Source organism: Streptomyces sp. NPDC014894 (genome assembly GCF_043080985.1).
Classification (GTDB): Bacteria; Actinomycetota; Actinomycetes; order Streptomycetales; family Streptomycetaceae; genus Streptomyces.
The window spans coordinates 1-20,975 of sequence record NZ_JBIBWD010000007.1 but is presented as its reverse complement, the minus strand read 5'-3'; the positions used below and the strand labels follow the sequence as shown (position 1 = coordinate 20,975).

General features: G+C 73.5%; 18 protein-coding genes and 1 tRNA gene. 14 read left to right on the top strand and 5 right to left on the bottom strand.

The window, feature by feature from the left end; all coding sequences use genetic code 11:
* Positions 1 to 47: 47 nt before the first annotated feature.
* Positions 48 to 740, top strand: coding sequence for a bifunctional DNA primase/polymerase (locus tag ACF089_RS17965; protein WP_392027289.1), 693 nt, complete (start codon positions 48 to 50; stop codon positions 738 to 740).
* A gap of 1,098 nt (positions 741 to 1,838) precedes the next feature.
* Here the strand turns inward: ACF089_RS17965 and ACF089_RS17960 are convergent.
* The 3 genes from ACF089_RS17960 to ACF089_RS17950 all read right to left on the bottom strand — a co-directional run bounded on the left by ACF089_RS17960 (position 1,839) and on the right by ACF089_RS17950 (position 4,588).
* A complete protein-coding gene (locus ACF089_RS17960) occupies positions 1,839 to 2,825 on the bottom strand; it encodes a DUF5926 family protein (RefSeq protein ID WP_392027287.1) in 987 nt (328 codons plus the stop codon).
* A 280-nt stretch (positions 2,826 to 3,105) separates the two neighbouring features.
* Entirely contained in the window at positions 3,106 to 3,663 is a 558-nt protein-coding gene (locus ACF089_RS17955; protein ID WP_392028153.1) for an ATP-binding protein, read from the bottom strand.
* A 115-nt stretch (positions 3,664 to 3,778) separates the two neighbouring features.
* A complete protein-coding gene (locus ACF089_RS17950) occupies positions 3,779 to 4,588 on the bottom strand; it encodes a glycerophosphodiester phosphodiesterase (RefSeq protein ID WP_392027284.1) in 810 nt (269 codons plus the stop codon).
* A 372-nt stretch (positions 4,589 to 4,960) separates the two neighbouring features.
* Here ACF089_RS17950 and ACF089_RS17945 point away from each other — a divergent pair, with 372 nt between their 5' ends.
* On the top strand, positions 4,961 to 6,598 hold the full coding sequence (locus ACF089_RS17945; RefSeq protein ID WP_392027281.1) for a S1C family serine protease: 1,638 nt from the start codon (positions 4,961 to 4,963) through the stop codon (positions 6,596 to 6,598).
* 93 nt (positions 6,599 to 6,691) lie between these two features.
* A tRNA-Ser gene (locus ACF089_RS17940) sits at positions 6,692 to 6,781 on the top strand.
* A gap of 166 nt (positions 6,782 to 6,947) precedes the next feature.
* On the opposite strand, the gene ACF089_RS17935 is transcribed toward ACF089_RS17940, so the two are convergent.
* Together ACF089_RS17935 and ACF089_RS17930 are read right to left on the bottom strand one after the other, a co-directional pair.
* Positions 6,948 to 7,085: a hypothetical protein gene (locus ACF089_RS17935; RefSeq protein ID WP_392027278.1), complete on the bottom strand. Its 138-nt coding sequence runs from the start codon at positions 7,083 to 7,085 to the stop codon at positions 6,948 to 6,950.
* A 186-nt stretch (positions 7,086 to 7,271) separates the two neighbouring features.
* A complete protein-coding gene (locus ACF089_RS17930) occupies positions 7,272 to 7,766 on the bottom strand; it encodes a GNAT family N-acetyltransferase (RefSeq protein ID WP_392027275.1) in 495 nt (164 codons plus the stop codon).
* 379 nt (positions 7,767 to 8,145) lie between these two features.
* Here ACF089_RS17930 and ACF089_RS17925 point away from each other — a divergent pair, with 379 nt between their 5' ends.
* The 11 genes from ACF089_RS17925 to ACF089_RS17875 all read left to right on the top strand — a co-directional run bounded on the left by ACF089_RS17925 (position 8,146) and on the right by ACF089_RS17875 (position 20,873).
* Positions 8,146 to 12,075: a DNA polymerase III subunit alpha gene (locus ACF089_RS17925; RefSeq protein ID WP_392027272.1), complete on the top strand. Its 3,930-nt coding sequence runs from the start codon at positions 8,146 to 8,148 to the stop codon at positions 12,073 to 12,075.
* 6 nt (positions 12,076 to 12,081) lie between these two features.
* Positions 12,082 to 13,176 carry a hypothetical protein gene (locus ACF089_RS17920; protein ID WP_392027269.1) on the top strand — a complete coding sequence of 365 codons (1,095 nt, stop codon included), beginning with the start codon at positions 12,082 to 12,084 and terminating at the stop codon, positions 13,174 to 13,176.
* Positions 13,177 to 13,408: 232 nt separating this feature from the next.
* On the top strand, positions 13,409 to 13,711 hold the full coding sequence (locus ACF089_RS17915) for a hypothetical protein (RefSeq protein ID WP_392027266.1): 303 nt from the start codon (positions 13,409 to 13,411) through the stop codon (positions 13,709 to 13,711).
* A gap of 395 nt (positions 13,712 to 14,106) precedes the next feature.
* Complete coding sequence (locus ACF089_RS17910) at positions 14,107 to 14,283, top strand: hypothetical protein (RefSeq protein ID WP_392027263.1); 177 nt, start codon at positions 14,107 to 14,109, stop codon at positions 14,281 to 14,283.
* A gap of 40 nt (positions 14,284 to 14,323) precedes the next feature.
* Positions 14,324 to 15,400, top strand: a complete 1,077-nt coding sequence (locus ACF089_RS17905; RefSeq protein ID WP_392027260.1) for a bifunctional MaoC family dehydratase N-terminal/OB-fold nucleic acid binding domain-containing protein — start codon at positions 14,324 to 14,326, stop codon at positions 15,398 to 15,400.
* A gap of 2 nt (positions 15,401 to 15,402) precedes the next feature.
* Positions 15,403 to 15,546, top strand: a complete 144-nt coding sequence (locus ACF089_RS17900) for a hypothetical protein (protein WP_392027257.1) — start codon at positions 15,403 to 15,405, stop codon at positions 15,544 to 15,546.
* 137 nt (positions 15,547 to 15,683) lie between these two features.
* Positions 15,684 to 16,106 (top strand): MaoC family dehydratase, encoded by a 423-nt coding sequence (locus ACF089_RS17895; protein WP_392028151.1) that lies wholly within the window; start codon positions 15,684 to 15,686, stop codon positions 16,104 to 16,106.
* Positions 16,103 to 17,269, top strand: a complete 1,167-nt coding sequence (locus ACF089_RS17890) for a lipid-transfer protein (RefSeq protein ID WP_392027255.1) — start codon at positions 16,103 to 16,105, stop codon at positions 17,267 to 17,269. The genes ACF089_RS17895 and ACF089_RS17890 overlap by 4 nt, the downstream gene beginning before the upstream one ends.
* A gap of 52 nt (positions 17,270 to 17,321) precedes the next feature.
* Entirely contained in the window at positions 17,322 to 18,308 is a 987-nt protein-coding gene (locus ACF089_RS17885) for a DUF1906 domain-containing protein (RefSeq protein ID WP_392027252.1), read from the top strand.
* A 202-nt stretch (positions 18,309 to 18,510) separates the two neighbouring features.
* Complete coding sequence (locus ACF089_RS17880) at positions 18,511 to 19,095, top strand: SigE family RNA polymerase sigma factor (RefSeq protein ID WP_392027250.1); 585 nt, start codon at positions 18,511 to 18,513, stop codon at positions 19,093 to 19,095.
* 131 nt (positions 19,096 to 19,226) lie between these two features.
* On the top strand, positions 19,227 to 20,873 hold the full coding sequence (locus ACF089_RS17875) for a long-chain fatty acid--CoA ligase (RefSeq protein ID WP_392027247.1): 1,647 nt from the start codon (positions 19,227 to 19,229) through the stop codon (positions 20,871 to 20,873).
* Positions 20,874 to 20,975: the final 102 nt, after the last annotated feature.

Sequence of the window (20,975 nt, the reverse complement as noted above, 5' to 3'; positions counted from 1 at the left end):
ATGGTGTGATGTGGACCTCGGCGTTCAACGGAAAGGAACGAGCGCACATGCGCGAGATCCTCGGAAGGCGACGCAGGCTCCGGTTTTGGCGCAAGAAGGGACCCGCGCAGCCCGCACAGCTGGAAGCGGCGCTCATCTGCGCCACCGAGTGGCGATGGCCCGTACTTCCCGGCGCGGGGCTCACGTCGGCCGGCGGTCGCGGTGACCGCGGGCCCGGCTGCGCCTGCCCGGACCCCGAGTGCGTCGTACCCGGCGCACACCCCTTCGACCCAGGAATCCTCGCGGCGACCACCGACGAGAGGATGCTGCGCTGGTGGTGGGCGAACCGGCCCGCCGCGCCCGTCGTGCTGGCCACCGGGGGCGGCGCCCCCTGCGCGGTGAGCCTGCCGGCCCCGGCCGGGGCCCGCGCCCTGGCCGCGCTCGACCGGATGGACCTGAGGCTGGGGCCGGTGGTCGCGACCCCCACCCGGTGGTCGCTGCTGGTCGCCCCGTACAGCCTCGAACAGCTCGGTGAGCTGCTCTTCGCCAAGGACTGCGTGCCGAGTTCGCTGCGCTTCCACGGCGAGGGCGGGTATCTGGTGCTGCCGCCGTCGGAGACGGGGGCCGGGCAGGTCCGCTGGGAGCGGGCGCCGCTGCCGGGGTCGGCCACCCCCTGGCTGCCACGGGTGGAAGCGGTGGTGGACGCGCTGGTCGAGGCGAGCATGAACGCACCGGACGGCGGCAGCAAGCTCTCGTTCTGAGCGGGCGGCGCGGACGCCGTCCGCGCACTCCCGTCCGCGTTCCCCCCTCCTCCGGCCCTCCCGCCGTCCCCTTTCCCACCGTCCCCTTTCCCCCGGCCGTCCCTCCGGCCGCTTCCTCCCGTCCGTGCCGGAGCCCTCCCGTCCGTGCCGGGCCCCGGTCTCCGGGGCGGGCCGGGTGGATCGGGGCTGACCGGGCGGCGGGGCCGCACGGCCGGTTATGACGGATGGTGACGACGACCGGCTGCGACGGTTGGTTACGTACGGGAAATCAGACGGTCGGTCAAGAGCGCCGGAGTCGGCCGAAACCAAGCGTGATCACGCGGTTCCGAGCGAATGATTTCGGCAGGCGCGGCCGGAAAACACAGCGGAACCCACAGCTCCGGAAGATCTTCGCGCTACGGGCCCGGACCCTGTCGGGCGGCCTTGACGGCTGTTTGTGCGACTGCCGCCGCAATACCGGAAGGCGGCGGAATTCTGTTCCCCGGGCAAGTCGACGGGGTTCGAAGGCTCTGATCCGGGTATCGGCGACGTGGTCGATGCGGATGATGATCCCGGTGCCGGTGAGATCCCCGAGGTCTTTCCCGGGGTCGTATGACTGGCATGACCATGAGATATTCGGCGGCTGCGGAGTTCGCGGCGAAGGCCGGTCCTGGCGGGTCGGCGCGGGACTCCGCCGCTGCTCCGGCGCGGGGGCAACTGCCGCGCGTCCACCGGAGGTTGACGTACCGTCAACGGGCCAATGCGTTCCGTTGAAGTTTCAGCAAATGGAGAGGCCCGATCGCTGGCGACGGGGGATGCACCAGCGACCGGGCTTCTAGAACCGTAACAAGAGATCGGCGGTTCGCAAATTCGATCTCGGGTATTCGGACAGCGATTCAGCTTCACTCAGCGCGAGTTGTGACTGGAGTCACTCGGCCTTTCCGGGGGCCGCCGGACGGTCGCCGGACGGCCGCGAGGGCCGGGAGGGTCGGACGCGCCGGGCGGTTCCGACGCCGGACACGCCGCCGGTGCGTTCCGGTCCCGGCGGGCGCCGCCCGGCGGTCCGGTCCGGTTCAGGATCGGTGCCGGTTCCGGATCGGCGCCGGTTCCGATTCCGGATCAGCTCAGGGTGACCTGGCGGTTGGTGAGGCCGCCGCGCGCCCGGCGCTCGGCGGGGGTGAGCGGGGCGTCGGACGCCAACGCCCCGGCCAGCCGCTCGGCGAACTCGGCGGCCGGCTTCTCGCACTCCTTCGCGCCCATCGTGCTCGGCAGGTCCCAGACCGGGACCATCAGACCGTGCGCGCGGAACGAGCCCACGAGCCGGGTGCCTTCACCGAGCGAGGTGCCGCCGTCGGCGTGCAGCCGGGCGAGCGCGTCCAGCAGCGCGTCCTCGGGGTGGGGCATGACCCAGCGCAGATGGTTCTTCTCCGGGGTCTCGCACCAGTACGCGGCGTCGACGCCGGCGAGCTTGACGGTGGGGATCGCCGCCGAGTTCGCCCGCTCCAGGGAGGCGGCCACCTCGGGGGCGGGGCTCTGCGCGGACTCCGGGATCCAGAACTCGAAACCGGAGTGCACCTCGGGCTCGAAGGCGGCGGCCGGGTCCAGCAGGTCCTGAAGCCTGGGACCGTCGCCGGAGACCCGCTCCCCGGCGACCGGATTGCCCGGCTCCGCCGTCAGCGCGCGGCTCAGCGTGTCCGCCAGATCGCGGCTGAGGTCACCGGAGGAGGTGTCGTTCTGCAGACCGAGGAGGACGGAACCGTCGTCCCGGCGCAGTGCGGGCCACGCCATCGGCAGCACGGTCGCCAGCGTCACCGAGGGCACTCCGTCGGGCAGTCCGTCCTTGAGCGTCAGCGTCACGGTGGCCGCGGGCACCAGCTCGCGCAGGGCGACCCAGTCGCACTCGCCGGCCAGCCCCTCGAAGGGGCGCTGGACCAGCTCGGTCACCGAGTGCGCGGCGGCGTGGCCGTGACAGGCCTTGTAGCGGCGGCCCGAACCGCAGGGGCAGGGCTCACGGGCGCCGACCACGGGCACGGGCTCATTGGCGCCGAGGGCCCGGTTCCTGGGCTGAGGCTTCGCTGCCTTGTTCTGGGGGCGCTTCTTGGCCATGGTGCGGCTTCTCCCGGGTGCGGCGGTGGTGCTCGCGGCGGTGTGCGCCGTGCGGCGCTGCTTGCGGCGGTGCTCTGTCTGGCCGCGAGCCTAGCCGTCCGCCGGGCCCGCCTCGCCATGGCACCCGGCGGTGACACGGGGCATGGGCGGTACGGGCGCTTCCGCCGGGCACGGAGCGCGCGGCGGGATCCCCGGAGCCGGGCGCCGTCCGGAACGGCCGTACGGGAAGCCCGAGCCGCCAGGCATCCCGTAACCCTCTTGTGGTCTCTCGTGGTGCTCCTCAGCCAAGGTCGTCGTAGGCCTCCACCAGGTCGAATCCGGGGGCAGTGACGCGCGTAGCGAAATTGCCGCGGAGCTGCCCCTCACGCACGATCGCCCAGACGGTGACCTCGCCCGCCGCGTTGTCGCGGACACCCCACTCACGCGCGAGCGCGGTGATGATGTTCAGCCCGCGACCGCCCCGGGCGGTCACCGAGGGCGTGGCGGGAACCGGACGGGTGGGACCGCCTCCGTCCGTCACCTCGACCGTCAGCCGGCCGGTCATGTCCACGCGCCATGCGGCGTGGACGTCTCCCTCACCCACCTCCACGTGCCCCAGCGGCCTGCCGTGCCGGTAGGCATTGCTGAGTAGCTCGGAAAGAATCAGAACTGCGTCGTCGACGACCGCTTCCGGGACCCCGCCGCGGCGCAGATCCTCGCGCATACGGCGCCTTGCCTCACCCACGCCCGCAGGGCCATGGGGTACGGCCATGCTCGACGACGTGGGCACCTCTTGTGCCACCACCAACGCCACCCCCGAGACCTCCTTTGCCCCACGCCACGGTGTGAATGCCCCAATGGACTGGACCGGAAACCGTTCGAGGACGGGCCAGTGGGCGCACTCCTGACGGCCGAGTACGGATCGAACGCGCCGGTGCGCTCCCTGTCATGCGTGTGACGGGTGCTTCTGGGGTTTACACCCGGCCGAGTTGGGACAGGACCTGCCGCGGCCGGTTGGTGATGATCGCCTCCACACCCAGCCCGGCGCAGAGTTCGACGTCCTCCGGTTCATTGACCGTCCAGACGTGGACCCGGTGGCCGGCCCGGTGCAGCCGCTCGATGTAGGCGGGATGGTTCCGGACGATCCGGATGCCGGGACCGGCGATGCGCGCCCCGGCCGGCAGCCGTCCGTCGCGCAGCCGGGGGCTCACGAACTGCATCAGATACACGGTGGGCACGGTCGGCGCGGCTGCCGCGACCCGGTGCAGCGACCTGGCCGAGAAGCTCATGATCCGTACGGCGGAGTCCTCGGCCGCCGCGGGCGCGGCGAGGCCGAAGCGGCCGAGGAGCTGGAGCAGCCGCTCCTCGACCTGGCCCGCCCAGCGCGTGGGGTGCTTGGTCTCGATGGCCAGCTCGATCCGCCGCCCCGAGTCCGCCACGAGTTCGAGCAGGCGCTCCAGCGTCAGTACGGAGGTGAGGGACGGATCGCCCCAGTCGGGGCTCTCGGAGGAGTCCTCCCGCCCCTTCCAGGTGCCGAAGTCGAGAGCGGCCAGATCCGCCAGCTCCAGGGCGGAGACCGCGCCGCGGCCGTTGGAGGTGCGGTTGACGCGCCGGTCGTGGACACAGACGAGATGGCCGTCGGCGGTCAGCCGGACATCGCACTCGAGGGCGTCGGCGCCGTCCTCGATCGCCTTCATGTACGCGGCGAGGGTGTGCTCGGGAGCGTCTTCGGAGGCTCCGCGGTGGGCGACGACCTGGATCTGGTGCTGGCGTGCTGGGGTCACCGAGTCATGGTGTCACCGAGTCGGGGGCAGATGTGTACGGGCCGGGGGCGGTCCCCGGCGCGTGCGCCGGGCGCGGTGTCCGTCCCGGCCTCCCGCCCCGGCGGCGGGTCCGGCACTCTGGAACGGCGCGCCCGCGCGACCGTACGGACGGCACGCCTCCGCCACGGGTGCGGGCGGTGTGTCGGGGCACCCGGGAGGGTGTCCGTTTCGCCCTAAGTAAATGATTGCCCGAATACCCACAGCTCCTGCTTACAGTGGCCTGACGAGCCGTGGGAAATGCTGGACCGCGACACCGTGAGACATCCTTCCCGCGGCAACGGCGCCAGTGGACGTCTGCCGGAGTGATCGACGTGGAACTGAGGAGAGAGAGCTGTGAGCACTGAGAACGAGGGCAACGAGGGCACTGCGCAGCCGGCCGCCCCGTCCGTACCTCCTGTGCCGGCAGCACCTCCCGAGGGCGCGCCCCCGGCGGCTCCCCCGGCCGCCCCCGCGGACCACCACATCCCCGGCCACCGGCCCACGGAGCCCGCCTCCGCGCCCCCGGCGCACGCCCCCGCGCCCGGGCCCGTACCCCCCGTACCTCCTGCGGCGTACGAGCAGCAGCAGCATCAGCAGCAGCCCGCCGCCGCTCCGGCCGCGCACCAGCAGGCTCCGGCGCCGCACCAGCAGGCTCCCGCTCCGGCAGCGCACCAGCAGCCTGCGGCGCCGCACCAGCAGGGCGCGGGCTGGCCGCCGCCCCCGCCCGCCTTCCCCTCCTACGGCGCCGGACCCCAGGGCCCCGAGCAGCAGGGCGCGGGCCCGCACGGCGGCGACACGGCGGTCTGGGGCGCTCCGGCGCACGCCGCCGAGCCGCCCCGCCGCAAGCGCTCCGGCGGTCTGCTCGCCGCGGTGCTGGTCGCCGCGCTGGTCGCGGGCGGCGTCGGCGGCGGCATCGGCTACTGGGCGGCCGAGCGCAATGACGACGGCGTCAACTCCACGACGGTGTCGGCCGCCGACACCCCCCAGGACCTCAAGCGCGCCCCGGGCACGGTCTCGGCGGTCGCGTCCAAGGCGCTGCCGAGCGTCGTCACCATCGAGGCGAAGTCGAACGCGGGCGGCGGCGGGGACCTCGGCGGCGCCGGCGGCGAGCAGGAGGCCGGCACCGGCACCGGCTTCGTGTACGACCAGGAGGGCCACATCCTCACCAACAACCATGTGGTCGACTCCGCGGCGGAGGGCGGCGCGCTCTCGGTGACGTTCTCCAACGGCAAGAAGTACGACGCCGAGGTCGTCGGCCGCGCCCAGGGCTACGACGTCGCGGTGCTCAAGCTGAAGAGCGCGCCCCCCGGGCTCGCCCCGCTGCCGCTCGGCGACTCCGGCAAGGTCGCCGTCGGCGACTCCACCATCGCGATCGGCGCGCCCTTCGGCCTGTCGAACACGGTCACCACCGGCATCATCAGCGCCAAGAACCGTCCCGTGGCATCGGGCGACGGCTCCAGCGGCCGGAACTCGTACATGAGCGCCCTGCAGACCGACGCCTCGATCAATCCGGGCAACTCGGGCGGTCCGCTGCTCGACGCGCGCGGCGCGGTGATCGGGATCAACTCGGCGATCCAGTCGACCGGCGGCGGCTTCGGCCAGTCCCAGGCCGGTTCGATCGGTCTCGGTTTCGCGATCCCCATCAACCAGGCGAAGACCGTCGCCGAACAGCTCATCAAGACCGGCAAGCCGGTCTACCCGGTGATCGGCGCGACGGTCGAGATGTCCTCCAAGGGCGCGGGCGCCAAGATCACCACCCAGGGCTCCGGCGGCGGCTCGGCGGTCACCCCGGACGGCCCGGCCGCCAAGGCCGGCCTCAAGGCCGGCGACGTCATCACCCGCTTCAACGACAAGCCGATCGACAGCGGCCCCACCCTCATCGGCGAGATCTGGAACCACGCCCCGGGCGCCAAGGTCAAGCTCACCTACGAGCGCGACGGCAAGGAACGCACCGCCACCGTCACCCTCGGCGAACGCGAGGGCGACAGCTGACCCACCCACCGCCCCGGAACGCTGCTGCGACCTCCACCCTCATGCCGGTACTCTGTAGGCCGCTCCGCTCCCGGACACCCGGCACGGAGCGAGGGTGGGTTGCCCGAGCGGCCTAAGGGAACGGTCTTGAAAACCGTCGTGGCAGTGATGTCACCGTGGGTTCAAATCCCACACCCACCGCCAGTTCAAGGTGTGTGCAGGTCAGAAGGGGCGCCTCTCGTGAGAGGCGCCCCTTCTGCGTCTTCTGCGTCAACGGTCGGGCTGTGCCCGGCCGCTGTGTGGTTTCTGCGGGGTCCACCCCGGAGTTGATCCACAGGGATGCCCCGCGTCGCGTCCCGGCACTGGGTGATCAGGCGGCTCCGGTGGTCGGCACGTGGTCGTCGGCGATGGCGTCCATCAGGAGTTCGTCGCAGGGCCGGCCCCGCCAGTAGCCGGACTGGCGGAGGTGGTCATCGGGCCTTCGGCGGACGCGAGTTGGTCGAGGCACGGTGTCACCGGTTCGCCTTTTCGAGGCGGGTTTCGGTGCCGGTGGCCACGCCGGCCTGTTGTCGGATCGACAAGGGGTCCGCCTTATGGCGGGTGGCCGCCGGTATTTTCGCGCCCTCGCGAGGTTCCGACGGGGTCGCCGCCCCCGTCGCCCCCGTAGACCCGCCCCCGTCGCCCCGCCGCTCCTTCAGAGCGCCGCGCGGTAGCGCAGTTCGGTGAGGGTGATGTCGTCGTACACGTCGTCCTGGGTGGTGCCGTCGGGGCGGTAGCCGGCGCGTTCGTAGAAGTGGCGGGCCGGGTGGTTGGCGGCGAGGACCCAGAGGGTGATGGCGGTGGAGAGGGCGGCGCGGGCGTGGGTGTGGGCCGCGGTGAGGAGGGTGTGGCCGATGCCGGCGCCGATGAGGTCGGGGCGGACGTAGAGGGCGTACAGCTCGGCGGTCTTCGGCCGGGGGGCCTGGTCGCGGCAGGGGCCGAGGCAGGCCCAGCCGACGGGGACGCCGGAGTCGACGGCGACGAGATCCGTCGTGCCGGGGATCGGCCGGGAGAAGCGTTCGCGCCGGCGGACGGCGTCGGCCTCCGCGGACATGGCGTCCAGATGGGACTGGGGCACGATGCCCCGGTACGCGGACCGCCAGCCCGCCACCCGCAGGGCGGAGACGGCGTCGATGTCGGCTTCGGTCATTTCTCGTACCCGCGGCATCGCGCCACTGTAGGGCCGGGGCGGCGCGGCCGGCACCGGGTTTACGACGGCCCCGGGCGGCCCCGGGCGGCCCCGGTCGGGCCCGGGCACCCCCCCTCGGGGCGGGATCGTTCGTACGCCGCGTTCGAAAACGGATCCCCCGACAGCGACCGTACGAGGCCGGAGCGACCGTTTCCCGCCCCGCGAGCCCGCCGGAACCGCCCCAGGTCAGCGGCCGTACGCCAGAGTCGCCGCACCCGTCTCACCTGCCTCGTTCGCCTCCGCACATCTCAAGCGTTACGCTTATCGAACAGAGGTTCGATGACGTTTTCGGGGTGATCCGCACGAGACGGACAGAGGGGGTCCTGGCTGGAGGTACGACATGGAGGGCTTTACGCATCTGCACGTCTCCTCCGGCTACTCGACCCGCTACGGCGCCTCCCACCCCCGTGACCTGGTGCTACGGGCGGCCGAGCGCGGTATGACGACGCTCGCGGTGACCGACCGGGACTCGGTCACCGCGGTTGTGCGCTTCGCCAAGGCCGCCGCCGAGCACGGTGTGCGGCCGGTCTTCGGCGTCGACCTCGCCGTCGAGCCGCTCGCCGGACCCCGCGCGGCGGACGGACCCCGCACGGCAGGCGAACCCCGTCCGGCGGACGGCCGCCGCCCCGCCGCCCCGGCCCGAGCCCCCGGCCCCGCCTGGCCCGACCCGTACCGCCCCGCCGACCGCGAACGGCCCGGGCAGCGCCGGCGTACGCCCGTACGCGGCGGCGCCCATCTCCAGGAGCCGCCCCTGCGCTTCACGCTGCTCGCCCGGGACGCCCCGGGCTGGGCCGCGCTCTGCCGGCTGGTCTCGGCCGCGCACGCCCACCCGGTCGACGGCTACCCCGTCGTGTCCTGGGCCGCCCTGCGCCGGTACGCAGGGCCGTCCGACGGGCTGTTCGCCCTGCTCGGACCGGTGTCCGAGCCCGTACGCGCGCTCCAGGCCGGCCGCCCCGACCTCGCCGGGCGGCTGATCGAACCCTGGCGGGATCTTTTCGGCCCGTCCCTGCGCCTGGAAACGGTGTGGCACGGCCGGAGCCCCGCCCCCGGCGCCCTCGGCGGCCGCCCCGCCCCCGGCGCCCAAAGGACCCAAAGGACCGGCCCGGGAGCCCCAAGGGCCGCCCTCGACGCCCGAAGCACCGGCCCCGGGTCGCTGCGCCTCGCCGCCCGTACGCTCCAGTTCGCCGACCGGGCCGGAGTGCCCGCCGTGCTCGCCAACGCCGTCCGGTACGCCGACCCCGCTCAGCACCGTCTCGCCGATGTGCTGGACGCGGCACGGCTGCTGCGCCCCGTCGACCCGCGCCGGCTCGACTCCGGGCAGCGCTGGCTCAAGGGCCCGTCCGAGATGCACGCCGTCGCCGAGCGGATCGCGGAGGCGGCCGGGCTCGGCCGCGGCCGGGCGGCGCGGCTGCTGGCGCGGACGGTGGAGACCGGGGAGCTGTGCCGGGTCGACCCCGTCGCCGATCTGGGTCTGGGCCGCAGGCAGCTGCCCGAGCCCCATACGGTCGGCGCGGTGGACGCCGCCGACGCCGCCCGGGTGCTGCGGCAGCGCTGTGAGGCCGGTCTGGTCCGGCGCGGGCTGGACCGGGACCCCGCCGCCCGTGCCCGTCTCGAAGAAGAACTCGCCCTTATTTCCGAACTGGAGTTCGATACATACTTCCTGACCGTCGCTCAGGTGGTCTCCGACGTACGCGAGATGGGCATCCGGGTCGCGGCCCGCGGCTCCGGCGCCGGAAGCATGGTGAATCACGCCCTCCACATCGCCACCGCGAACCCCCTGGAGCACCGGCTGCTGTTCGCCCGCTTCATGTCGCGGCAGCGCACCGACCTCCCCGACATCGATCTCGACGTCGAGTCCGCGCGACGGCTGGAGGTCTACGACCGGATCATCGAACGCTTCGGACGGGAGCGGGTCGCCATCACCGGCATGCCCGAGACCTATCGCGCCCGGCACGCGCTCCGGGACACCGGGCTCGCCCTGGGCATCGCCCCCGGCGAGGTGGACCGGATTGCAAAATCGTTTCCTCATATCCGTGCCTCGGACATCACCGCGGCCCTCGCCGAGCTGCCCGAGCTGAGCCGGCTGGCCGCCGGAGCCGCCCCGTACCGGCTCCTCTTCGAGCTGGCCGAGGGCCTGGACGCGCTTCCCCGGGGCATCGCCATGCACCCCTGCGGAGTGATCCTCACCAACGCCTCCCTGCTCGACCGGCTCCCCGTGCAGCCCACGCCGACCGGCGGCTATCCGATGGTCCAGGCCGACAAGGAGGACGTGGAGGACCTCGGGATGATCAAACTGGATGTCCTGGGCGTCCGGATGCAGTCCGCGATGGCCCACGCCACCGCCGAGATCGAACGCGCCACCGGCCGCCGTGTCGACCTCGACGATCCGCGCCAGGTGCCGCTGGACGACCACTTCGCCTTCAAACTCATCCAGGCGTCGGACACCCTCGGCATGTTCCAGCTGGAGTCGCCGGGACAGATGGATCTGCTCGGCCGGCTTCAGCCGCGCGATCCGCAGGACGTCATCGCCGACATCAGCCTCTTCCGGCCGGGTCCGGTCGCGGGCGGGATGCCGGAGCAGTACGTCGCCGCCCGCCACGGCCGGCCCGTCACGCTCCCGCACCGCGACCTCGAAGAGGTGCTCTCCGACACCTACGGAGTGGTGATCTGGCACGAGCAGATCATCGAGATGTTCCATGCCATGACCGGCTGCGACCATGGATTCGGCGACTACGCCCGCCGCGCCCTCAGCGACCGCGCCCGGCTGCCGCTGGTCCGCGACTGGTTCCACCGGCGGGCCGCCGCCCGCGGCTACTCGCCCGCGGTGCGGGAGACGGTGTGGAAGACGATCGAGGCCTTCGGGGCGTACGGGTTCTCCCGCGCCCACGCGGTCGCGTTCGCCGTGCCCGCCCTCCAGTCGGCCTGGCTGAAGGCGCACCACCCGGCCGCCCTCTACGCCGGACTGCTCGAACACGACCCCGGAATGTGGCCGAAACGGGTCATCGTGGCCGACGCCCGGCGGCACGGCATCGCCGTGCTCTCCGTCGACGTCAACCGCTCCCGGCCGACCCACACGATCGAACGGGCCGCGGACGGCTCCTGGGGCGTACGGCTGGCCCTGTCCCAGGTCCGCGGCATCAGCGAGGACGAGGTCGCCCGTATCGCCGCCGGACAGCCCTACACCTCGCTCGCCGATCTGTGGCAGCGCGCCAGGCCCCACCGGCCGACCGCCGAACGGCTGGTGAACATCGGCGCGCTGGACGGGCTGAACGCGCTGGACGTTTCGAATGGTCCGGATGTTCCGGATGCCCTGGATGTACGGGACGTGCTGGGCGCTTCGGGCCCGCGCGGCGGTGGGAGCGGTGGACGCGGCGGACGCGGTGGACGCGGGCCCACCCGGCGGGATCTGCTGCTCCAGATCGCCGAACTCCACCGCCAGTACCGGGGGCGGCCCCTCGACGACGGCCAGCTGCCGATCCAGGGGTACGACCCGCACACCCGGAGCGCCGGGCTGCCCGAGATGACCGGCCGCGAGGCGCTCAGCGCCGAACTGAACGTCCTCGGCATGGATGTCACCCGGCATCTGATGGACCACCACCACCGGCTGCTGCGCGAACTCGGCGCGGTCGACGCCAAGCATCTGAGCGAGCTGCGGGCCGGGGAGACGGTGCTGGTCGCGGGGGTGCGCGCCGCCACCCAGACTCCGCCCATCGCCTCCGGCAAGCGGATCATCTTCGTCACCCTCGACGACGGCTCCGGCCTGGTCGACCTGGCCTTCTTCGAGGACAGCCACGCCGCCTGCGCCCATACGGTCTTCCATTCCGGGCTGCTGCTGGTGCGCGGCGCCGTCCAGCGCAGGGGCGGGCGCGGCACCGTCGTCGGGACGATGGCCTGGGATCTGGAGGCGCTCGCGGTCGCCCGGCGCGACGACGGGCCGGAGGCGGTGCACCGGCTGCTCGGGACGGGCGGCCTCGGCGGGTCCGCCGGGGCCGCTGGGACCACCAGGGCCGTTGGGGCCGACGGGGCCGATGGGGCTGCCGTGCGGCCGGACGGGCAGCGCGGTCGGGGCCGGGGCCCGGGCCACGGCCACGGCCACGGCCCGGGAGCGCCCTCGCGCACGATCCCGCAGGAGACCGGGGCGCGGCTGCACCCCTGGGCGGATCTCCGGCCCGCCGGCGAGCGCGCCGCCGATCCCCGGGCCCTGGACCCGGGGCCCGATTCCACCGATCTGAAGACCCTGGGCTACACCAGCCCCGGAAGCGCCGGGTGATCCGCGATGACCGAACGGCATGTGCTGCACATCCACTTCCACCTGGGGTACGGGTACGCGGGACCCGCCGGGCCCGCTGGGCCTTCCGCGTACGCCGGACCCGCCGGGCCCGACGGGTCCGTGTCCGGCGGACACGGCTCCGCACCCGCCGGACACGGGTACGACGCCGAGCTGTACGAGCGGCTGATCGAGCTGCTCCACGGCATCACCCCCCGTACCCAGGCGCTGCCCCCGGACGCGGCCGACTGCGATGTCACCGGCGCGCTGCGCTACTTCCACAGCGATCCCCAGGGGGTGGCCCAGCTGGTCCGGATGCGGGCGCTCGCGCTGTACGGGGTCGACACGACCATCGGCTCCGCGGGCAATCGCATGCTCGCCGCCATGGCCGCCGACGCCACCGCGCCCGGGGGCGTCACCCATCTCGGACCGGAACCGGAAGCGATCGCCGCGTTTCTCTTCCCCCGGCCGGTCGGGGCGCTCCACGGCGTCGGTCCCGCGATGGCCTCGCTGCTGGTCCGGCACGGGCTGTACACGGTCGGGTCCGTCGCCGGCACCCCGCTCGGCACCTTGCAGCGGCTGCTCGGCGGGGTCCAGGGGCGCAGGATCCATGAGCGCGCCCGCGGTCTGGACGAGCGCCCGGTGACCCCGCGGGCGCCGGCCCGCTCCTGCGCCGCGGACCAGGTGTTCGCACGCGATGAGCTGGACCCGGACCGGCACCGCCGGGCCGTGCTCGGTCTCACCGAACAGCTCGGCGCGCGGCTGCGGTCCGAGCACCGGATCGCCCGCAGGCTGACGCTGACGGTCCGCTACGCCGACCGCACCACCACGGTCCGCACCAGGACGCTGCCGGAGCCCACCGCCCACGGGTTCGCCCTGGCCCGGGTCGCGTACGGCCTCTACGAGAGCCTGGGGCTTCAGCGGGCCCGGGTCCGGGGCTTCGCGCTGCGGGCGGAGGAGCTGCAACCGGAGGAGTACGGGACGACGCAGCTGACCTTCGACCCGGCCGACGACAGGGCCCGCCGGATCGAGTCCTCGGCGGACCGGGCGCGGGCCCGGTTCGGCGCGGGGGCGGTGCTGCCCGCGTCCCTCGCCGGCGGCTGAGGGGTGCCGCTCACCGTCGGCGCCCGGGCTCAACCACCGTTCCGGGGGTGGTGAAAGAGGTTTATCGACATGTCCTCACGCTTGAGGGGGAATAGGCGGCTCTCGGATGGTTCGCGGGGGATTCGGTGGGCAACTCTGAGGTCGCGACGTCGTGATCGATTTCCTGGGCGGTGGGCCGCCGGCCGGGAGAGCCCAGCCGCACTTCCGCACCACAGGTTCCTGGAGGAACGACATGGCAAGCATCCGTACCGCCCGTGTTCTCGCCGCTGTTGCCGCCCTGCCCCTCACGGTCGCCGCCTTCTCGGGCGTCGCCGCGGCCGACAACGGCGGGTTCGCGGACAACGGATCGAACGCGACCGTCGCCTCGATCGTCGGCAGCGGCGTCGGCGTGGGCAATCTGGGCAATTCGACCACCGGTCAGCAGGTGGCCGGGCTCGGGTCGACCAACCAGAGCAATATCGCCAGTGTGAGCGGCTCCGGTTTCACCAGTGTCGACCAGGACGCCCTGGCCCTGAATTTCACTCCTCTGTGGTGATGTCCGGCCCGATGGGGGGACCGGCCGCGGGGCGACCGGTCAGGGGGTGACGAACGGCCCGCGCGAGGACGCTTCGGCGTCGTCGCGCGGGCCGTTCGTCGTGCTGTCGCGAGGGTGCGAACGCGCCGCGCCGCCGGGGCCGTTCGCGGGGTTTCGGGCGGGCGGCCTTGACACCGGGACTGAGTCTGACGGACAGTCAGAAAGTGGGCCGACGCGATCCGGGACACGGTCCGCACGCGGTCGTACGACACGTCCTGCGACACGTCCTGCGACACGTCCGACGGCGCGTCCGTCGGCGCGTCCCCGCACGGATCACGGCACGGCCTACGACCCTCACGACCCTCACGACCCTCACGACGCTCACGACGCGATCCGTACGCCCGGGAGGCGGCCCCGTGGATCTCGCTCCGACGGAACGGCAGCAGCAGCGGCTGCGCACCGAACTCCGCACCCCCTTCCGGTCCGTCGTGCCGGACGGCCCGCCGCCCGCCGAGGCCCCGGCGGACCGGCGCGCGCTGCCGCGCGGGACGGGCGCGGCGCGGGAGCCGTCGCGACGATGCGGCTCGGCGTGAGGAGGGGGCGCCAGTGACGCGCCCGGGGGCGGCGCCTGACATGGGCGCGGACGTTTCGGTTGCGGCCTCGGCTGTTCCGGCTCAGGCTGCGGCCTCGGCCGAGGACTTCGACCGGCGGCTGAAGGCGTACGAGGGCCGATCGGCGGTTCCGCCGGGCGTCGGCGCGGATCCGGTCAACGCGCCGATGATCAGGCACTGGTGCGAGGCGATGGGGGACGCCAATCCGGCGTACCGGGGGCCGGACGCCATCGCTCCGCCGACGATGCTCCAGGCCTGGACGATGGGCGGACTCCTGGGGCGACCGGGCCGCTCGGGGGCGCAGGAGGAGCTGTTCGCCCTGCTCGAACGGGCGGGGTGCACGGCGGTGGTCGCGACCGACTGCGAGCAGGAGTACGCGCGCCCGCTGCGGCCCGGTGACGAGATCACCTTCGAGACCGTGATCGAGTCCGTGTCCGGGCGCAAGAACACCAGGCTGGGCGCGGGCCACTTCGTGACGACCCGGACGGACGTCCGGGCGAACGGGGAGCCGGCCGGTACACAGCGCTTCCGCGTCCTGAAGTACGCCCCCGCCGGGACCGCCGCGCCGGTCACGGGGGCGTCGAGCGCTGGGACCGGGACGGCCGGGGCATCGCGGACAGGCGGGGCCGCGCCCACGCTCACGGCCATGGGCACAGGCGCGGTCACGGTCACGGACAGCACGGACGAACCGCCCCGGCGGCCCCGGCCCGTCGTCAACCGGGACAACGCCGGCTTCTGGGACGGCGTCGCCGCGCACCGGCTGCTCATCCAGCGCTGTACGGCGTGCGACAGGCTGCGGCTGCCCTGGCTGCCGGGGTGCGGCGAGTGCGGCTCGCCCGAGTGGGACACGGTCGAGGCGGCCGGCGCGGGGACCGTCCACTCGTATGTGGTGATGCACCACCCGCCCTTCCCCGCCTTCGATCCGCCCTACGCCGTGGCCCTGATCGAACTGGCGGAGGGCGTGCGCATGGTCAGCAATGTGACCGGGGTGCCCCACGACCGGGTGCGGATCGGGATGGCGGTGGAGCTGGAGTTCCTCCGGGCAGACGCGGAGCTTGAGCTTCCGGTCTTCCGGGCCTCGGCCGGGGAGGCGGGCTGACCATGGACGTCACCCCCACGGAGGCGCGGTCCGCCGCCCGGGAGCCGGCCGCGCGGATCGTCGGCGACCGGAACGCCCGTCCGGGGTGCGGAAGCGAAGTCCTCGCGGAACTCGGCGCGCCGCTCGCGCGGGAGGGGGCGTCATGAAGCCCGTGTACGGCACCGACAGCGGCGCCGAAGGCGGCGGCCCGGGCGGCGGCGACGGTCGCGCGGCCGCCGCCCCCCGCCCCGGCCCCGACCTCACCCCCGGCCCGGTGCGCGCCGGCCCGGTGCGGGTCCGCCCGGTGCGCCCCGGCCCGGCGCGGGTCCGCCCGGCGCGCGTCGGCGTGGAGCTGCCGCCGCTGGAGATCCCCGTCACCCGCACCCTGATCGTCGCCGGGGCGATCGCCTCCCGGGACTACCAGGACGTGCACCACGACGCCGAGCTGGCCCGGAGCAAGGGCTCCCCCGACGTCTTCATGAACATCCTCACCACCAACGGCCTGGTCGGGCGGTACATCACGGACTTCTTCGGAGAGCGCGCGGTGCTCCGCAAGGTCGCGATCCGGCTGGGCGCGCCCAACCACCCGGGAGACACCCTGGTGCTGAGCGGCACGGTCCTCTCCGTCGAGGACGGTGTCGCCGAGGTGAGCGTCGTCGGGGTCAACGCCCTCGGCCGCCATGTGACCGGCACGGTCACGGTCACCCTCCCGGAGGCCGCCGGATGAGCCTCCGCCACCGGGACGCGCTCGGGGGCCGGGCGGCCGTCGCCGGCATCGGGGCCACCGAGTTCTCCAAGGACTCCGGGCGCAGTGAGCTGGCGCTCGCCGTGGAGTCGGTGCGCGCCGCGCTGGACGACGCCGGGCTCTCCCCCGCCGACGTCGACGGGCTGGTCACCTTCACGATGGACACCAGCCCCGAGATCACCGTCGCCCGGGCCGCCGGCATCGGCGAACTGTCCTTCTTCTCCCGAGTCCACTACGGCGGCGGCGCGGCCTGCGCCACCGTGCAGCAGGCCGCGCTCGCCGTCGCCTCCGGGGTGGCCGACGTCGTCGTCTGCTACCGCGCGTTCAACGAGCGCTCCGGACGGCGCTTCGGCTCCGGGGCGGCACGGCGGGAGCCGTCGGCGGAGGGGGCGGCGCTGGGCTGGAACATGCCGTTCGGGCTGCTCACCCCCGCCTCCTGGGTCGCGATGGCGGCGCGGCGCTATCTGCACGTCCACGGTCTGACGCCCGACGCGTTCGGCCCGGTCGCCGTCACCGCCCGCCGGTACGCGGCCCGTAACCCCGCCGCGTACTTCCACGGGAGGCCGATCACCCTCGCCGACCACGCCGCGTCCCGCTGGATCGTGGAGCCGCTGCGGCTGCTGGACTGCTGCCAGGAGACCGATGGCGGCCAGGCGCTGGTGGTGACGAGCGCGGAGCGGGCCCGTGAGCTGCGGCGGCCGCCCGCGGTGATCGTCGCCGCCGCGCAGGGGGCCGGGCGGGCCCAGGAGCAGATGACCAGCTTCGCCCGGGACGATCTCACCGGTCTGCCCGAGACGGGCGCGGTCGCCCGGCAGCTCTGGCGGACGTCGGGGCTGGCCCCGGCCGACATCGACGTCGGGATCCTCTACGACCACTTCACCCCCTTCGTGCTGATGCAGCTGGAGGAGTTCGGATTCTGCGGGCCGGGGGAGGCGTCGGAGTTCGTGGCCGGGGGCGCGCTGCCGCTGAACACCCACGGCGGTCAGCTGGGCGAGGCGTACCTCCACGGGATGAACGGGATCGCGGAGGCCGTCCGCCAGATCCGGGGCACGGCGGTGAACCAGATACCGGGCGCGGCCAGGGCGCTGGTCACGGCGGGCGCCGGCGTTCCCACGTCCGGGTTGATCCTGGGCGCGGACGGCTGAGCGGCGGGCCGCAGCGCTGGCCGCGCGCGCCGGGCCGCCGTTGACTTCGGCCATGCGCACCCGCAGCCGGGCCCAGGTCGCCGCCGCTCTCGTACTGACCGCGCTGATCGGGCTGCCCGATCTGCTGCTGGCCCCGACGTCCGGCGGGACCTCGGCGGGCGCCCGCCAGGCGTCGACGACCAGCGCCCTGACCGAGCCCGGGGCCCTGACCGACCCCGGGGCCGCCTCGGTCCCCGACACCACCGCGGACACCGACTGGACCTTCCGCGGTCTCGCGTTCGACGTCTGCCGGGTCCCGTCGCTCGCCGTGATGAGCGCGTGGCGGGCGTCGTCCCCGTACGGCGCGGTCGGCGTTCCCTACGGGGGCCGCGGGCGCGAATGCCCCGACCAGCCGCATCTGACCCGGGGCTGGGTCGCCGAGGTGCACCGGATGGGCTGGCGGGTGCTGCCGGTGTTCGCCGGCTCCCAGCCCCCCTGCGCCCGCGGGCCCGCCGACGGCGAGCGGCCCCGCAGCAGCCCTGGCGCCCCGGAGACCCGCAGTACCCCCGGCACCCCGGAGACCATCGGGGCCACCCCCGCCGCCCAGGGCGAGCGCGAGGGAGGCGACGCCGTCCGGCAGGCCCGCGCGCTCGGCATGGACCGGGGCAGCGCGCTCTATGTCAGCCTGAGGTCGTACGACCTCGACGACGCCGGCTGTGTGCGCGCCACCCTCGACTACGTCCGCGCCTGGAACCGTGAGGTGCGCCGGGAGGGCTACGTCCCGGGCCTGCGCGGCGACGCCGAGACGGGCGCCCGGCACATGGAGACCGCCCGCCGCGCCGGCACGGGCGATCTGCCCTCCGCCCTCTGGTTCGCCCGCTGGAACCGCAGGCCGTCCCTGTACGGAGAGACGGTTCTGCACCCGTACGCCTGGCGCGTGAAGCGCCGGATCCACCAGTACGAGGGCGAGGTCAGCGAGGAGCACGGCGGCCACCGGCTGACCGTCGGACGGAATCTGACGGACGCTCCCGTGGCGCGGGTGGCACGCGCGGGCCGCTGAACGGAGCGGTCCCGGGCCGGTCCGGACGGGCCCTCTCCTCCGCTCGGAGGGGCGAATCGGCCCTGAGAGCGATGTCATCGCCTCTGAGGGTCTCCTCCACCTTCAGGAGGTGGGGCCGGCCCCACCCGTACAACCTGAGGCGGAGACGGCTTCAGGCCCTCCGGCCGATCCGCCGGAACGGCCCCGCTCCTAGCGTGGAGCCATGACCACGCCAGTCTGCACAAACGCCTCGAAGGCGGCTCTCGCGGGGCCTCCGTCGTACGGGGCCGACGCACGGTCCGCGCCCTACACCGGTTACGCGTCGTTCTCCTCGTACGTCCGTGCCCGGGGGCCGGTGCTGCTCCGCACGGCCCGCTCCCTCACCGCCAACCCGTGCGACGCGGAGGACTTGCTGCAGACCGCGCTGACCAAGACGTATGTCGCGTGGGAGCGGATCGAGGACCACCGGGCCCTGGACGGCTATGTGCGCCGCGCCCTGCTCAACACCCGCACCTCCCAGTGGCGCAAGCGCAAGGTGGACGAGTTCGCCTGCGACGAGATGCCCGAGCCGGAGACCGTCCCCGCGCCCGACCCGGCCGAGCAGCAGGCGCTGCGCGACGCGATGTGGCGCGCGGTGATGAAGCTGCCGGACCGGCAGCGGGCGATGGTCGTCCTGCGGTACTACGAGGATCTCAGCGAGGCCCAGACGGCGGAGGTGCTCGGGGTGTCGATCGGCACGGTCAAGAGCGCGGTGTCGCGGGCGCTCGGCAAACTCCGCGAGGACCCGGAACTGGCCCCGGTGCGCTGACCCGGCAGGGCCCTCCGGCGTCCCGCGCACGCTGAATCCCCGTTCCGTGGGTAGTGACTTACCAGCTGGTACAGGCGCAGAATCTGCACAACCTACCGCCACGTAGCGCCAGCGCCCACCGGGAGGACGCCGTGCTCAGCACCATGCAGGACGTACCGCTGACCGTGACCCGCATCCTGCGGCACGGGATGACGATCCATGGAAAGTCGCAGATCACCACGTGGACCGGGGAGGCCGAACCGCATCGCCGCAGCTTCGCCGAGGCCGGGGCGCGAGCCGGCCGGCTGGCGGGTGCTCTCCGTGACGAACTCGGCGTCGACGCCGACCAGCGGGTCGCCACGCTCATGTGGAACAACGCGGAGCATGTCGAGGCGTATCTCGCCATCCCCTCCATGGGCGCCGTGCTGCACACGCTCAATCTGCGCCTCCCGCCCGAGCAGCTCGTGTGGATCGTCCATCACGCCGCCGATCGCGTCGTCATCGTCAACGGCTCGCTGATACCGCTGCTCGCCCCGCTCCTGCCCCGTCTGCCGACGATCGAGCACATCGTCGTCTCCGGCCCCGGCGACCGCGCGCCGCTGGCCGGCGCCCGCGCGCGGGTGCACGAGTACGAGGAGCTGTTGGCGGACCGTCCGTCCGACTACGACTGGCCGGATCTGGACGAGCGGACCGCCGCCGCGATGTGTTACACCTCCGGCACCACCGGGGACCCCAAGGGCGTGGTCTACTCCCACCGCTCGATCTATCTGCACTCCATGCAGGTGAACATGGCCGAGTCGATGGGCCTCAGCGACCAGGACACCTCGCTCGTCGTGGTGCCCCAGTTCCACGTCAACGCCTGGGGCCTGCCCCACGCCACCTTCATGACCGGCATCAACCTCCTCATGCCGGATCGTTTCCTCCAGCCGGCCCCGCTCGCCGAGATGATCGAACGCGAGAGGCCGACGCACGCCGCCGCCGTCCCCACCATCTGGCAGGGCCTGCTGGCCGAGGTGCTCGCCAACCCCCGCGACCTCTCCTCGATGCGGCAGGTCACCATAGGCGGCTCGGCCTGTCCGCCCGCGCTGATGGAGGCGTACGACAAGCTCGGCGTACGGCTCTGCCACGCCTGGGGGATGACCGAGACCTCCCCGCTCGGCACGATGGCGCACCCGCCGGGCGGACTGAGCGCCGAGGAGGAGTGGCCGTACCGCGTCACCCAGGGGCGCTTCCCGGCAGGCGTGGAGGCCCGGCTCATCGGACCCGCCGGGGACCCGCTGCCCTGGGACGGCGAGTCCGCGGGCGAGCTGGAGGTCCGGGGGCCCTGGATCGCGGGCGCGTACTACGGGGGCGCGGGCGGCGAGGAGATCAGGCCGGCCGACAAGTTCAGCGAGGACGGCTGGCTGCGGACCGGCGATGTCGGCGTCATCAGCGAGAACGGCTTCCTGACCCTCACCGACCGGGCCAAGGACGTGATCAAGTCCGGCGGCGAGTGGATATCCAGCGTGGAGCTGGAGAACGCGCTGATGGCGCATCCGGAGGTGGTCGAGGCCGCCGTCGTCGCCGTCCCCGACGAGAAGTGGGGCGAGCGCCCGCTCGCCACGGTCGTCCTCAGGGAGGGCTCGGCCGCCGACTACGCGACGCTCCGGGCGTTTCTCGCCGGGCGGGTCGCCACATGGCAGCTGCCGGAGCGGTGGACGCTGGTCGCGTCGGTGCCGAAGACCAGCGTGGGCAAGTTCGACAAGAAGGTGATCCGCAAGCTGTACGCCGACGGGGAGCTGGACGTCACCCGCCTCTGAGAGCCGCGGCCCGTCCCGGTGGGCGCGACTAGTTCGTACCGATCTTCGCCAGCAGGTCCACGATGCGCGACTGCACCTCACCGCTGGTGGAACGCTCGGCGA